General features: G+C 54.7%; 11 protein-coding genes and 1 pseudogene. 7 read left to right on the top strand and 5 right to left on the bottom strand.

Annotated elements, in window-relative coordinates:
* Positions 1–3 precede the first annotated feature (3 nt).
* Complete coding sequence (locus tag AC4PS7_RS08605; RefSeq protein WP_492179313.1) at positions 4–1,560, top strand: conjugal transfer protein TraG N-terminal domain-containing protein; 1,557 nt, start codon at positions 4–6, stop codon at positions 1,558–1,560.
* An 8-nt stretch (positions 1,561–1,568) separates the two neighbouring features.
* Here AC4PS7_RS08605 and AC4PS7_RS08610 read toward each other — a convergent pair whose 3' ends face one another.
* On the bottom strand, positions 1,569–1,934 hold the full coding sequence (locus AC4PS7_RS08610; protein WP_492179314.1) for a DUF3742 family protein: 366 nt from the start codon (positions 1,932–1,934) through the stop codon (positions 1,569–1,571).
* A gap of 456 nt (positions 1,935–2,390) precedes the next feature.
* On the opposite strand from AC4PS7_RS08610, the gene AC4PS7_RS08615 reads away from it, so the two are divergent.
* Together AC4PS7_RS08615 and AC4PS7_RS08620 are read left to right on the top strand one after the other, a co-directional pair.
* The gene (locus AC4PS7_RS08615; protein ID WP_492179315.1) at positions 2,391–2,729 is read left to right on the top strand and encodes a hypothetical protein; all 339 of its coding nucleotides are present in this window, start codon (positions 2,391–2,393) and stop codon (positions 2,727–2,729) included.
* Between the two features lie 127 nt (positions 2,730–2,856).
* The gene (locus tag AC4PS7_RS08620; RefSeq protein WP_492179316.1) at positions 2,857–3,816 is read left to right on the top strand and encodes an ArdC family protein; all 960 of its coding nucleotides are present in this window, start codon (positions 2,857–2,859) and stop codon (positions 3,814–3,816) included.
* A 129-nt stretch (positions 3,817–3,945) separates the two neighbouring features.
* Here AC4PS7_RS08620 and AC4PS7_RS08625 read toward each other — a convergent pair whose 3' ends face one another.
* Complete coding sequence (locus AC4PS7_RS08625) at positions 3,946–4,143, bottom strand: DUF7740 domain-containing protein (RefSeq protein WP_061449399.1); 198 nt, start codon at positions 4,141–4,143, stop codon at positions 3,946–3,948.
* A gap of 221 nt (positions 4,144–4,364) precedes the next feature.
* Between AC4PS7_RS08625 and mobH the strand changes: the two genes are divergently transcribed.
* Positions 4,365–6,089, top strand: coding sequence for a MobH family relaxase (gene mobH / locus AC4PS7_RS08630; protein WP_492179317.1), 1,725 nt, complete (start codon positions 4,365–4,367; stop codon positions 6,087–6,089).
* A gap of 322 nt (positions 6,090–6,411) precedes the next feature.
* Entirely contained in the window at positions 6,412–6,744 is a 333-nt protein-coding gene (locus tag AC4PS7_RS08635) for a hypothetical protein (RefSeq protein ID WP_492179318.1), read from the top strand.
* A gap of 374 nt (positions 6,745–7,118) precedes the next feature.
* Here the strand turns inward: AC4PS7_RS08635 and AC4PS7_RS08640 are convergent.
* A pseudogene (locus AC4PS7_RS08640) lies at positions 7,119–8,491 on the bottom strand (transposase).
* 241 nt (positions 8,492–8,732) lie between these two features.
* Positions 8,733–9,998 carry a serine hydrolase domain-containing protein gene (locus tag AC4PS7_RS08645; protein ID WP_492179319.1) on the bottom strand — a complete coding sequence of 422 codons (1,266 nt, stop codon included), beginning with the start codon at positions 9,996–9,998 and terminating at the stop codon, positions 8,733–8,735.
* Positions 9,999–10,246: 248 nt separating this feature from the next.
* Here AC4PS7_RS08645 and AC4PS7_RS08650 point away from each other — a divergent pair, with 248 nt between their 5' ends.
* Together AC4PS7_RS08650 and AC4PS7_RS08655 are read left to right on the top strand one after the other, a co-directional pair.
* Positions 10,247–11,131 (top strand): alpha/beta fold hydrolase, encoded by an 885-nt coding sequence (locus tag AC4PS7_RS08650; RefSeq protein ID WP_492179320.1) that lies wholly within the window; start codon positions 10,247–10,249, stop codon positions 11,129–11,131.
* Positions 11,132–11,151: 20 nt separating this feature from the next.
* Positions 11,152–12,462: an alginate export family protein gene (locus AC4PS7_RS08655; protein WP_492179321.1), complete on the top strand. Its 1,311-nt coding sequence runs from the start codon at positions 11,152–11,154 to the stop codon at positions 12,460–12,462.
* Between the two features lie 345 nt (positions 12,463–12,807).
* Here the strand turns inward: AC4PS7_RS08655 and AC4PS7_RS08660 are convergent, their stop codons facing one another.
* On the bottom strand, positions 12,808–14,334 hold the full coding sequence (locus tag AC4PS7_RS08660) for a hypothetical protein (protein WP_492179322.1): 1,527 nt from the start codon (positions 14,332–14,334) through the stop codon (positions 12,808–12,810).
* Positions 14,335–14,350 lie beyond the last annotated feature (16 nt).

Raw genomic sequence — 14,350 nt, forward strand, 5'->3', positions numbered from 1 at the left:
ACCATGCTCATGAGCACCAACAGCTACCTGGAGTTTTACCTCTCTCTGCTGGCCTGGATCATCAACAACGGCCTCTGGAGTGTCCTGTCCGACACCGGGCTATTCGCCGCGCCCTTTGGCGCAATAGTCTTGCAGGAATGGCTGGCAGCCCGTCAGCAAGGCGCGGATGAGGGAAACAAGGGATTGCTCTCGGTGCCGCGGATCGAGAACCGGTTGTGGCTGGCCTACATCGTCGTATTGTTCGGTTGCGCGCCGGTCTTTCCGTTGAGCCTCGCCTCAATGGCGTTCGATGATGCCGCGAGTCAGCGCTGCGGTGTGAGTGTGGCTAAGCCAGCAGAAACCGCCTGGGGGACCACTTTCAATACCATCGGCGAACGCTCTGCCAACGTGCCGATCTGGTGGTTTCTGGTGCATGCCTTGAGTAAAGGTGTGACCGCCGCGGCCACCGCCTCCATCCCCTGCGCACCGGATATCCGGCAGATGCGCATGGAGATCGACAGTTCACGCATCGACAGCCAGGTACTGCTGCAAGAAGTCGCCGACTTCACTCGCGACTGTTATGGCTACTCGCGTTCCCGGCTGTTCACCAATCGCCCGCAGTTAGACAAAGCACAAAGTCACGACGCGTCCTGGATCGGCTCAAGCTATTTTCTCGACACACCGGGCTACTACGACACGGATCGCTCACGCACACCGCGAGTCAGCTGGCCGTATGACGAAAGCCGCGATGTCTCCTTGCCTCGACTAGAAAATGGTGCGGGCTACCCCACCTGCAAGCAGTGGTGGAGTGATAGCGGTGTTGGGTTGCGCGAGCGCTTGATCCAGCAGGTCGATCCTTCGCTGCTGAATCAGTTGAAAGGTTGGTTGACTGGCCGTTCGAGCAACGAGATCGAGGATGCCACCCTGCGCGAGCTGGTCAGCCCGCGCCAGCAATCGATGTCCATGTCGCCCGGACAGGTGTACCAGGACTATGGCTCCAGCGCCCGCGGCGGCTCGATCAATCAGGGGCTCAATAACCTGGCGACCAACACCGGATTGGCACTGGGTTCCTTCAGTAATTTTCCGGCAATGAATGCGCTACGCGCCGCCCTGCCGATGGTGCAGGCTTTCCTGATCATGGGCGTCATCATCAGCTTGCCGCTGATTCTGCTGGTCAGTACCTACCAATTGAAAACTGTCATGACGGTGACGTTCGCGCTATTCACGCTGCACATGTTGAGCTTCTGGTGGGAGCTGGCGCGGTGGGTCGACTCCAGCATGCTCGATTCCTTGTACAACCAAGTGTCGGCGTCCGATCAGGTGCTGTTGTCGCTGCCCACATCCGGCTTTATGGATGGGACGGTCACCGCGCAGGTGATCGAGTACGTGATGGGGGCGATGTTCATCGTGCTGCCGATGGTTTTTCTAGCCACCATGGGTTGGGCCGGATATAGCGTAGGTTCAGGCGTAGAAGGAATGCTCAGCAGGGGAACCCACGCAGCACAGACAGCAAGCTCTAACGGAACCTCTCAGTTGATAAGCGGTGCAAGAATTGTTTCAGGTAAATCGAGCTCAAAATAACAAAGAGGCTACTTCAGAGAACCCCATTTATCGTACCGCTCAGGCCAAGACATCCTATGCATCGGATCATCGAGATCGTCAATACCTGGAGTGTCTGAATCTTGAATTGGGATAACTGCTAATACGACGATTGTGCACATCAGCACAAACAACCAGAAGCTAACAAAAAGAAATGCGCCGAGCAGAGCCAACTTGGCAGTCAGAAAACTCCCGCGAACAAGAAATTTACCTGCGGGCATACCTACCGTCTCCGCACGCTCAGCCACGCGGGACTCAAACGCTTTCAACTTGCGATACCCGCGCTTTATCGACATGCCACAGGTATATGCCCAGCGGTGGGCACGTGAACTCTGAACAGGGTTCTGAGTCGGCATGGTCTCGCCCTCTTCTGAGCGTTTTCATGGTTGAGACAGGAGTAACAGCCTACTACTGAAAACGGCCCGTGCCTGACCGTTTATCAGTTTGCCCAGCCGAAAAATCTTCACTGGAAGACAGAAGACAAACCCCTTGAAACAGCGTCTCTACAGTGATTGACCCATATAAATCGTCCGGCTAAATACAAGGTACGGATCGCTGTTATCGACAGCGCCCTGCCCAGGTAGCCAGAACCTTCAAGGCTACATCACTTCGGTGATGGTTCTCCCCAAGTGCGATTAGCGTTCGGTAGTTCGCACGGTGACCGTTTCTACGGTGATGAACGCCTATTGCTCTTCTGAGCGCCTTTCGAGCTCTGCTCGTGAAGTAAGCCCTCTTGATTTTCTTCAATCCACTGCGGGGAAATCTTTCCTCGCACGGGACAGGTTTCTTCGCGTTTTCAACGGAGACATACCATGCCCGACTCACTGACACCGGAAACACTGAACACCCTTCGGTTGCCTATCGTGTTCACCCCTGGCGCGTGGCAACGCGCAGTACTGCTCGAGCGCTCAGGTCATCCTGAGAAGCTGCAGGTCGAACGGCTGAGCCACGTATTGCGCGCAGCCTTCGAGGCTCACCTGGTCTCTCCACACGAGCCCTATGTACTGTTCGAGGTAGTCCACATTCAACCAACAGCTCACTTACACCACGATCCATTGCTGCAATTGAGTCTCAGCCTACTCCAAGAACCGGGTCAGCCTGGCGCCTTGCTGATAGCGCTTGCAGAAGAGGCCAACGCTAAACGCAGATAACCGTACCCGGCTCTCAAATCCACATTTGGACAGCAGGCAAGACCTGCACCAATCCACCAATCACCCAATCGGGGAACCCTCCCCGACGGGCAAGGCGTTCCTCCGTTTTTCTCTCGAGGAAATTGCCATGCGCGATATCTACCAAGACGTGACAGACAAGATCGTTACCGCGTTAGACCAAGGCGTTGCTCCCTGGATCAAACCCTGGTCTTCAAATGGCTCCGCCTACATCCGTCATCAACCCTATCCCATCAACGCAATCACGCGTCGTCCCTACTCGGGCATCAATTTACCGCTGCTCTGGGCCGAGGCCAGGTTGCAGGGGTTCACTCAAGACCGTTGGCTGACGTTCAACCAGGCCAAAAAGGCCGGGGGGCACATCCGTAAGGGTGAGCACAGCACTCTGGCAGTACTCTACAAGCCGATGGAGCGCGAGGAACAGACAGAGTCAGGTCTCCCCGTACTCGACGAAAATGGTCAGCCCAAGGTCGCTTACTTCGGCATTCTCAGGACGCATTTTCTGTTCAACATCGAGCAAACGGAGGGGCTCGAAATGCTAAATGAAACCCTGCTCGAAACGGAACAGACTGATCCCTTCCAGCCCAACAGCGCCGCGGAAAACCTGCTGTTAAGTTCAGGTGCACGCATCGTTCATCGACCTGCCGACGAAGCCTTTTACCATCCGATCAGGGATTTCATCCAACTGCCGACAAAAGCACAATTTCAAGATGAAGGCGGGTACTACGCCACGGCACTGCATGAGCTGACGCACTGGACCGGGCATCAAGCTCGGTTGCAGCGCGAAGGCCTGACGTCAGCCTGTACGTTCGGCTCGCCAGGCTACGCGTTTGAGGAGTTGGTCGCCGAGATGGGCGCTGCTTTTTTATGTGCCTACGCCGGTATCCAGGGCGAGCTGCGCCACGAGGGCTACATCGACTCCTGGCTAGGCCTACTCCAGGCTGACAAACGCGCGATCTTTCGCGCCAGTGGTCAGGCCCGAAGCGCCTCGGAGTATGTATTCAACCTGGAGCAGCAACTGAAGCAGGTGGTAATGGATGACTCACGATGCATGAACGATGGAGTTTGATCGTTAACTCACCATTTCAATCGCATCACAGGGCCCAACGCGATTTGGGCCCTTTTTTCTGCGCCCAGAAAACCCATGTCGCGGGACTCTGAGGCAATGGGTCAGGGATGGGCGCACAACCGCTGCCTGTCATTCCGAATCAAGGTTCTGCGCCAGAAAATCCACCAGTTCGAGCGGACTACGGCTATCGATTACCTTGTAGATCAGATCACGCTTACTGCGCGGCAACTTCTTGACCAGGCTCTTCGCCGAGGCTCTGACGGCTTCGTCTGTCCCATGGATACGTGCCGCGAGCAGCAGCACGAGCGTGGCGTCAGTGAGGTTCATGGCAAGACCCAAAAAATATGCACCGCAGTGTACCGACTCTTGTCTTTGCCGTACTAGCCCCAACAAAACGACGCCTAGCAGTATCGATATTCCGATTGCCGCACAAAGGGACACGCGCCAAAAGGACGGGTAAGGGTTGGAAGGGAATGGGCACTCAAGGGTAAGAGCGCTATCCGAAAAGGCTAAAAGGCCGCTGACCCAGCCACTTCCCGGAGGCCACGATGCTCAGTCTATTTCGCCACAAAAGGCAGAAGCCCCCTCCGCCACCGACCATCAACGTCGCCGAAGGTTACCTGTCCATCGAGTCAGCCCATACCCTCTTAGCAGTGGAGCACCGCCGTCAGTTACTCGATCGCATCTGGCAGTACACCGCCCTCTCCCACGCGCAGTTCACCCAGCTCTATTTAAATCCGATCCATCGCTACGCCGAACAGGTCCAGCAACTCCCGGCCAGCGAGATGCACCACCATGCTTATCTCGGCGGCATGCTCGACCATGGACTGGAGCTGGTCGCTTGCAGTTTGAAACTGCGTCAGTCGTATCTGCTACCCACCGGCGCCGTGCCCGAAGACCAAGCCGCCCAGACCGATGCCTGGTCGGCGGGTATTGCTTATGGCGCTTTGTTGCATGACATCGGCAAGATCGCCGTGGACCTGCTGGTCGAACGCCAGGATGGCCGTGTTTGGCATCCTTGGCAGGGCGCCTTGGATCAGCCCTACCGTTTTCGATACATCAAGGGTCGTGATTACCACTTGCACGGCGCCGCCGCAGGCTTGCTCTACACCCAAATTCTCGACCGCCCAATCCTCGATTGGCTCAGTGGATTTCCGCCACTGTGGGCCAGTCTGCTGTATGTCCTGGCGGGCCAGTACGAACGTGCCGGCGTACTCGGTGAGTTGGTGAGGCAGGCCGACCGTGTTTCCACCGCACAGAACATCGGTGGTAACCCGAGCAAGGCGCTGCAAGCGCCGATTCATTCGCTGCAACATCACTTGATCAGCGGATTGCGTCATCTGGTTCAGCACGAACTGAAACTCAACCAGCCAGGTGCCGCAGCATGGCTGACCCAGGACGCGCTGTGGCTCGTCAGCAAGACGGTCACGGACAAGCTGCGAGCCTATCTGCTGTCGCAGTCGATAGAGGGCATTCCCTCGTCCAACATTGCCGTGTTCGACGAACTGCAATCGCATGGGCTGGTCGAGTCCACACCAGAAGGCAAAGCCATCTGGACTGCGCGAGTGACACAAGAAGACTGGCACCAGAGTTTTACCTTTCTGCGCCTTCAACCGGCGTTGATTTGGGGGAACGAAGATCGGCCTGACGCTTTCAGCGGAACGGTGAACGTTGCAGCCGATGGTCACTCGAATGACGTTTCGGCATCATCACCAGTACCTAAGACTGTCAGTACAGGATCGCGTCACAGCTCTTCGCCGTCAGATCCCATGACGAAAGAAGACGACGACTATCACGGCATGCTGTTGGATACATTCGATTTGGAAGAGTCTGAGGTCAGTGACGGATCATCACCAAACACTCTCGAAATCCCGAGTCCCTCGTCGGAAGACCTAGGTCAGGCATTCCTGAATTGGGTCAAGGAAGGCATCCTGAGTCACAAGCTGATCATCAATGACAGCAAGGCCAAAATCCACACGGTAAGTGGCAGCGTATTTCTGGTCACGCCTGGTCTCTTCCAACGCTACGCGCAGGAGTTTCCTGGTCTCTCTCAGGGGACCGATCAAGAAGTTGAAGAATGGCGTTGGGTGCAGAAGCAATTTGAAAAACTGAAGGTCCACAGGAAGCGAGACAACGGCCTAAATATCTGGGCATGCCATGTCCATGGCCCTAGGAAGAAAACCATCCTGAAGGGGTATCTCATTGAAGAGCCCAAGCTTTTTTTTGAATTGACACCACCCGACAATACTTTTCTCACAATCGAAAAAGATTGAAACTCGTCGTGTTGCTGGGACGCGGAAGGTGAAGTACGAGTGACAAAGCCGCCGTCGCGTGAAGAACTCACACCTAGATCGCAAGGAGTGCAATCACAAAGTCTTGACGTTACAGTACGAACAGAATTACACCGCCATGTTAGGGGGTGTCCTCTGGGCAGCTAGGATCAATAAATACAAGGAGTTAGCACCCAAGCCAACACGGCTTTTCGCGTAAAAACCTATCTATTTGTACAGGTTTTTACATCGCCAAGTCGGAAGGCTGGCAGTTCGAACCGGCCCAAAGAAAGCCCTTATAGACAACACCCTTCTGAGAAATGGTATGAATACAGAGTTGATGGAAGATGAGATGCGCCGGGCGCTATTCGGTGATTCTGAGCCCTCTGCGCCGGCAATTCAATCAGACGTGCAGGACACAGTCCCGGATGTTGTGATCGTGCAACCGGTGAAGGCAGCGAAGAAAAAGACAGTCTCAAAAGGCTTCACACCTAGGTTGAGAGTCACGCTCCGTGTGGGAAATGAATTTGAAGGCGAGATGCACGAGATGGTACATGAGGTCGATACGCTGAGCTCCCTCGTTGCAGAACAAGAAGCTACAAAGACGGCCAGAAAAAAATTCAGGTTTGTGGAAGTGGTATCGGTCAAGTCGATGTAAGTGGGTACTCTCACCTGGCTACCCCGCCTGTCATTAAACCGCATTCGGTTACCGCGGGTCATCCAACAGGTTCGTGTCGATTGAAGCCTCAAACATTAGGGGGCGGTAGCCGTATCCCGGACTGGATTTAACACCATCACTCCATCCAACTCTCAATGTTCAACTGGTCGCTAGCCCAAGCTACATCTGAGGGTGGCGACAGGCAGAAATCGGCCGATTATATTGAAAAAGTCGGATTTTCAAATGGCCTGAACTCAGGCACGACCACCACCGGAGAACCTACTCACCACATTGAGTGGTTTTTCGGCCCTTCGGTGACCTTTGCTGCTCTGTTATTGGGTTAATTTGAGGTTTTTTGCTTGGTGCAGGCGCACCTATCCCGTGACTGGTGGCCCTTGAGATGAAAATTTGGCCAGCCGTCGCAGGTTCTGCACCGCAGCGGCAGCGTGAATTCATCCGTCGCGCCACTCATGCCACGTAGCCGCAGGCGATCCAATTTCAGGATGCGCTTGAGGTGGGCAAACAACATTTCGACCTTTTTACGTTCGTGGCGAGAGCGCTGATATGCCGGCGTTGCTGCAATGCGCCGAGCCACATCGCGAGCGGCTTCATGGACGCTGCGAGCAATCTTGCGGAACGCAGTGTTCGGGCAGCACTTGGCTTTCATCGGACACGTAGCGCAGTCGGTCTGCCGGGATCGGAAGATGATGGTGTTGGCTTTGGTGACGTGTGAACGCTCATTCTTGAAGGCTCGCCATTCGCTGCGCAATGGGTTGCCGGCCGGGCAGCGGTATTCCTCAGACTCTTCATTCCAGTGGAAATCGTTACTCGAAAAGCTGTCGTTCTTGCGCTCGGTTTTGTCCCACACCGGCACATGCGGTTCGATGTCTTTTTCCTCCACCATCCAGGCCAGCATCGGCGCTGTGCCGTAAGCGGTGTCGCCAATGAGGCGCTCTGGCTTGATGTCGAACTGCGCTTCGACCCGATCGATCATCGTCTTGGTGCTCTCGACTTCTGCGGTTCGATGAGCCGGTGTGGGTTCCACATCCATGATCACGCCGTGCTCGGTATCGATCAGATAATTCGTGGAGTAAGCGTAGAAAGCTGGGCCGCCTGGAGCAGCGGTCCAGCGGGCTTGAGGATCCGTCAGCGACAGGCGCTTCGGTAGCGTTTCGGCCAAAGCCTCTTCATCGAGGCCTTCAAGGTACTCACGCACGGCGCGGTTGCTCAGGGCCGGATCGCTCCAGTTGACCTGTTCATCACCCGGTACGCCGCGCTGCCGACTCGCATCTGCTTTGATGATGCTGGCGTCCACGGCAAATCCTTCGCCTTTAACCAGGCCTGCGTCCATGCAGCGACGCAGCACTTCATTGAACAACCAGCGAAACAGATCACTGTCCCGAAAACGGCCGTGTCGATTTTTGGAAAAGGTCGAGTGGTTGGGGACTTCATCTTCAAGGCTCAACCGGCAGAACCAGCGATACGCCAGGTTCAAATGGGTCTCTTCGCACAGCCGCCGCTCGGAGCGAATACCGTAGCAATAGCCCACGATCAGCATTCGGATCATCAGCTCAGGGTCAATCGAAGGACGTCCAATTGGGCTGTAAAAATCGGCGAGGTAATGGCGCAAGTCGCTCAGATCGAGACACCGATCAATGCTGCGCAGAAGGTGATTGGCGGGGATGTGATCTTCAAGGTTGAACGAGTAAAACAGTCGCTCCTGCCCACTCGATAACTGTCCCATCATGCTGTGTGATCCCCCTGCGGCCAATGAAGAGATTTTGCCGGAGGCCAGTCAGGGGTGCTACTTTTCCAACAGAATCGGCCAAAAGCAGACAGTCGGTGCGGCCTTGGTTTCGCCCGACAGCGAACGCACACAGCGTGCGACTTAAGACCAAAAAGCATTCTTGTTTAGGTGATAGTCTGCCTGGCAGCCAATATGGAGACGAGGGATGAGCTGCGTATTTCAAGAAGTTTGGAGGCCTTTGTCAGAGTCTCCCTAATGCCCTCATCAACCTCACCGTATCCGGTTCCAACTCACTGACAGCCTGGGCCTGCGACGACTGCTTGACGATGGCAGTAGAGGTGATGAGGTCGATGTACAGGTACTGCCCATGAATCCCGCTAGCCATGAGGGCTTGGCCATCGTCCTTGAAAACATACCACTGGCTGCGGTAAGACCCGCCGGGAGTCCACCGGGAGTAATCTGTCTGCCTGGCATAGACAGAAGCACTGCCACCTTCGGCAATATTGTCTATGACTTTCTGCGGTAGCAACTGACGGCCCTGGTATTTTCCCTGATCGGCAATCATGGTACCGAAGCGCGCCACGTCTCTGAGCGTAGCGCTGAAGCCGGCACCGGCGACGCCCCGGCCACAGGGATCGGAAATAAAATAGCCATCTCGCTCGCAACGCAGTTTGCGCCACAGTTGTTGCACTAGTTCATGAAAAGGTAGGCCACTCACCCGCTCCATGACCCATGCAAGCACTTCGGAGTTCGCCGTTACGTAGTGGAAGAACCCTCCGTGGTTGCCCTTCTTGCGCAGTGCCATCAGGTAATCGTACAGCGACTCCTGAAAGTGGATACCCTCCGGAGCGAGAAAGATTCCGCTGGCATAACCATAGAAAGCACAGTCGGATAATGGATCTTCGTAGTCCTCGCGGTAGTCCACGGCCACCGCCATATCAAGCAGATCGCGCACCGTTGCATCTGCAAAGGCGCTGCCATCGAGATCGGGGACATAGTCACGGACCTTCGCCAACTCGTTCAACTGGCTGCGGTAAAGCATCTCTTCGGCGAGCGTGCCTACCAAGGCTTGTGACATGGAAAAACACATATGACGGTCGACTGGACGTTGCCCATTGAAGTATCGCTCGTAGATGACTTCGCCCTTGCGCATCACCAAAAAGCCGTCAGTACAGCTGGCGTGCAAATGCTCGGCCAGGGTGACCTGTTCACCACAGGTAGACAGAAATCGAAAATCATCCAGGTCGACCAGACGCTCGGGTAGATAGCTAGGCTCGACTTCGCCAGCGAATACCGTGGCGGTGGGCAGCAACCTGGAAGCATGCCTGAACCCCCATTGACTGAAAGGCGGCACCGTCCAGTTCGCGCGGGTCACGCGCTCGCTTGGTCGAGGAGGAAAACCTTGCATCAGCGAGTGCTCTACCGTGGGGAGTAACAAGGCTTCCCGAGCTTGCTGATAAATGGCCGATAGCATTTGAGGTGCGACCGGTTCGTAGAGCGTCGTCATGAATTCATTCCCCTTGCACCGGAGTGCAGGCTCGTTGAGGTCCATGACATTAGGCCAGATTATCGAGCGCCTTGATGCTTAAAAGCGACTCGCTTGTCGTTGTCTGGAACGTTAAGTCGGTTAACGACGCCAATTTGTCGTTGATAGAGGCCAATTGCGTTGGAGCCCTGTGCAACAGTCGATAAACAGGAAGTTGAAGGCAATTCCGGCGATAGCAGGCTGGTCCCAAATATCACAAAGGTGTAGCGATGAAAAAATTGATAATAATGCTCGCGTGCTGTGCGGCACTAAGTAACGTCCAGGCTGCAGTAAATCCGGTCGATCAACAGAACTTCGCGAACTCGAAACTTAGTGTATTGCTAACTAATGGCACCCGTATTGCCTACGTAGAGTCAGGCAATCCGAATGGGCCGCCGATTCTTCTGATCCATGGGTATACCGACAACGCACGCTCGTGGAGTTTGATGACACCGTATCTGAATCAAAAATATCGAATTATCTCAATGGACTTGCGCGGACATGGCAAATCTTCTACACCAGAGTGCTGCTACACACTTCAAGACTTGAGCTATGACGCCAAATTACTATTAGATAAACTTGGTATAGAGAAAGCGATTGTTGTCGGGCACTCACTAGGGAGCATGGTGACCCAAGTCTTGGCAGAGCGTTTTCCTGAGCGAGTATCAAAAGTGGTGTTGATTTCCTCGACCTCGGAGACGGCCCGTGTTTCCGATGCGAACGGTTGGCTGGCGACAGAGATAGGTAAGTTGCAGCAGCCCATCGATCCGAACTCTCAGTTCATGTTGGATTGGTATACGAACCCTAATGAAGTCAATGCCGAATTTCTAGAAAAGGAGCGTAATGAAAGCGCAGCGGTCCCCGTTAATGTATGGCGTTCTATTCTGGTCGAGACGCAGACAAGTGAATTTGGGCGACAGTTGAAATATCTCTATGCTCCAGCGTTGATAATGCATGGTAGTAAAGACCCTTTGTTCGACGGACAGGATCAGGAAAATCTCAAGTTGGGACTACCGACTGCCAAATTCATTGAGTTCCCGAATCAGGGCCACAACATAATGTGGGAAGAGCCGAAAGCCGTCGCAGAGGCAATAAACGCCTTCATTTCAAACTGAACACGGTGCTCGGGGGGATTATGTTTACATTAAAAAATAATATTGCACTGGCCTCATTGCTTACCAGCTTCGTCCAGTCAGCGTTTGCATTAGAGTCATTTACTATATCCACGATAAAGTTTGAGCCTGGGCTCGAGGTCGGTGTTGGATTCATCGACAACGTGCAACAGGATTTTGGCTCCAAAACCAGTGTCTACGGATTAGATATCGATCAGAGTGGTCAGCGCTGGGAAGGGTACATCAAGCCGTCGCTGGCCTTTGAATTACCTATGGACAGCGCCGGCACTTTATATGGCAAGACCAGTGTAGTGTCATCCCTGAGCCGAGGCGACAGCGACGGCTTGGGCTATACACGCGACGACCCAACAGATACTGATTGGGACGACGGTTACCTGGGCTGGCGAAGCGGTACCACACTGCCCTGGTTGGGGACTGATGCGCTTTCAATCAGTGTGGGGCGTCAACCTTTCATAATCGGCAGCGGCTTTCTGATCGGCGAAGGGCACATCGATCAGGGACATGAGGGCACTTATTGGCTTGCACCCAGAAAGGCGTTTGACTGGACGGCCATCGCAACGCTGAACGTTGGCGAATTTCACGCCGATCTATTCCACTTGAAAACCCGACAAGATATAGATGTCGTGGATTATTCGGAAAACGTCACCGTGGACGGTATCAACAGCGAGTGGCGCAGCCCGACCTGGGGCACTTATGGCGCCACCGCTTTCTGGACCCGCGATAACGAAAGTCCGACACGGAACGGGTTGCAGGTTAAGGATGTGCGCGGTTCTTTAGTCCCTCTGCAAAATTTTCCAGAATTGAACCTCGCGGGTGAGTACGCGTGGCAGGACCACAGTGCGCAAAATCTATCCGCTCACGCGTGGTATCTGGAGACGAGTTATACGTTCAAAGATGCCCCTTGGCAGCCCGTTTTAACCTATCGCTATTCCCGATTCTCCGAAAAGTACGACTCGCTCCTGTATGGATACTCCGGAGACTATGGCTACTGGTTCCAAGGTGAAATAGTGGGCGAGAGCATGTTGTTCAACATGAATGAGCGTGTGAACATGCTCAAACTGACGGCGTACCCCTCAGCCGAACTGCGTGTCGGCGCCATCGGATACCAGTTTTCCTTCGATAAAGCGCCTGAAGGCGTCACTGATCGTGACTTCGCCAAAGAATTGGATCTTTACGCCGACTGGATGCCTAATCCCCACTGGACCGTGGGTGCGCTGTATGGCATCGCTCGGCCAGATGAGGGTGCGAAACAGTTCTTGGGCAACGACAAAACCTCCAACTTATTCGAGACCTACGTGACCTACAAATTTTAGGGGGGGAGAATAGAGAGCATATTCGACCCTCATGAACGCTCGGGAATACACCAGGACGGCAACTGGTGGCCGACGCTGTGTAAAAACGGTGAAGAACAGTTTCGAGTGTCAGAAACAGAACGAAAAAATACCGTTCCTACGCATAATTCAGGTCCTTGATTAACCCATCATCGGCAGATTTTACGTAGGGATGTAGGCGCTGATGAAGAATTGACCATCTGCCGAAAAAACGCGGACCCAAGCAACCTTTAAGGCTATGGCCGTCTGTGCTGGGCATCTACCTATCCATGTTGGGGCAGTCTTGCCCCAGCAGGGAGGGCAATTCTGCATCACCGCCAACAGTCTTCAGACATGGGCGGACTCACCTTCAGAGGCTGCCAAGACCCCATCGGCCCGCACCGCGAACTCGGCGATGCGGCTGAAGACAACGATACGCGGGTTGTCCGTCACTACCGGAAAGCGCGAGACCAGCATGTGCTGCACGGGCTCGACGTCCAGTTTCATCTTCAGAAGGTGCTCGCGATTTCGCTCCTTCATCAAGGCCCTCTCATATGCTCGCACGAGTCCGCGGTTGTAGCGGGCAAAGGCGACTGCATCCGAGTCGACGCGCTTGAGATCGACGAAGTTGTTCTTGCACTGGACATTCCAGATAATGCCATCGCGTAGCGACACTACGTCAAACTCCTGCCGACTGATGCGCACAATATCCTGGACGATGAAGCCTTGGGCTTCCAGCGCTGCCTTGACCACATCCTCAAAGATGAAGCCTGCCCTAATCTGATACCGTTTCTGGCGATCAAGTACTTGCGCCCGCCAGTTGTAGGCAAAGCGGCTCAGCAGCGTCACGGTAGATAAATAGTGGTCGCCAGACAGCACCAGCGGCGCGTAGGTCGACAAGCATTCCATATAAGTGTCGGCACCGCAGGTTAACGCCGCCGCGAGCAGCGGCGAAGCTCCTTCCTGCACGGTGATCAAGGTCAGTTCCTCGGGGGAGATGCGAATCCAGTAGTCGTCCTCTATAAATTCCTTGGATAGGCGACGTATCAATGACGCGGCGACGGCGAACTCGGTACTTGTTAGGTCAAACTCGGCGTAGACCGCTTCACATAGGAGAATGTCGTTTCTCAGCTCTGCGGCCGAAAATAGTCGATCGGCCCGAACCTGCTCCATGGCCTCCAGTATCTGCCAACCCTCTGGCGAGTTGGGCATCTCGAAAATTGGAGCGCGCTCTGGCTCTAGGAATAGTCCATTCAACATGGCCGTCTCGGCGTTGGCATCATCCGGGATGCCCAGTCGCTCCTGTGCAAGCTTTACCATCAGAGCATATTGAGCCCCCATCATCGGGGCTCCGCTGAACTCCACAACAGGCAGGAAAACGTTGAGCGCATCCTCATGCCTGATGAACTTCGTTCCTCTGCACGCCTTAGGAATGAAGTGCAGCAATCCCACCAGATGTCGCCGCCGGGACTGTAGGTAGCCAATCATTGCCGCCAAAGTCTGAAAGCCACTTGCCGCCTCAATAACGCCATGACGCTTAAAAGCCACACCGATGCCCGATCCCTGGACGATCAACAAAGTAAGTCTCTCGACGAGGGGTTGTTCCAATCGCGTAGCCAAACGCTTGCGGATACGCGTGAGTAGGAGCAAGTCCTCAGCGCTCCGCATGACGGGGAACCCAAAAAGTTGCTGCTCGAATTCATCGTCATCCCAATCAACCGTGTGCAGGTTGATCAGTTCCTCCACAGCCCGCAGCGTGTCCAGCAGGCAGCGCGTGGCCGATCTCGCTTCAAAGGAGGCCAGCGCGGCGCCGACGCGCGCCTGCAGTTCAGCGAGTCTGCCTTCGATTTCGCCGCGAGAAAATGACTCGGCCATGACAACTCCCCCCGCT

It is taken from the genome of Pseudomonas sp. DW-iso3 (assembly GCF_058725305.1).

Coding starts and splice junctions, on each gene's coding strand:
- AC4PS7_RS08645 (WP_492179319.1), bottom strand. CDS start 9,998: ATGACGACGCTCTACGAACCGGTCGCACCTCAAATGCTATCGGCCATT.
- AC4PS7_RS08625 (WP_061449399.1), bottom strand. CDS start 4,143: ATGAACCTCACTGACGCCACGCTCGTGCTGCTGCTCGCGGCACGTATC.
- AC4PS7_RS08620 (WP_492179316.1), top strand. CDS start 2,857: ATGCGCGATATCTACCAAGACGTGACAGACAAGATCGTTACCGCGTTA.
- mobH (WP_492179317.1), top strand. CDS start 4,365: ATGCTCAGTCTATTTCGCCACAAAAGGCAGAAGCCCCCTCCGCCACCG.
- AC4PS7_RS08635 (WP_492179318.1), top strand. CDS start 6,412: ATGAATACAGAGTTGATGGAAGATGAGATGCGCCGGGCGCTATTCGGT.
- AC4PS7_RS08610 (WP_492179314.1), bottom strand. CDS start 1,934: ATGCCGACTCAGAACCCTGTTCAGAGTTCACGTGCCCACCGCTGGGCA.
- AC4PS7_RS08650 (WP_492179320.1), top strand. CDS start 10,247: ATGAAAAAATTGATAATAATGCTCGCGTGCTGTGCGGCACTAAGTAAC.
- AC4PS7_RS08660 (WP_492179322.1), bottom strand. CDS start 14,334: ATGGCCGAGTCATTTTCTCGCGGCGAAATCGAAGGCAGACTCGCTGAA.
- AC4PS7_RS08655 (WP_492179321.1), top strand. CDS start 11,152: ATGTTTACATTAAAAAATAATATTGCACTGGCCTCATTGCTTACCAGC.
- AC4PS7_RS08615 (WP_492179315.1), top strand. CDS start 2,391: ATGCCCGACTCACTGACACCGGAAACACTGAACACCCTTCGGTTGCCT.
- AC4PS7_RS08605 (WP_492179313.1), top strand. CDS start 4: ATGCTCATGAGCACCAACAGCTACCTGGAGTTTTACCTCTCTCTGCTG.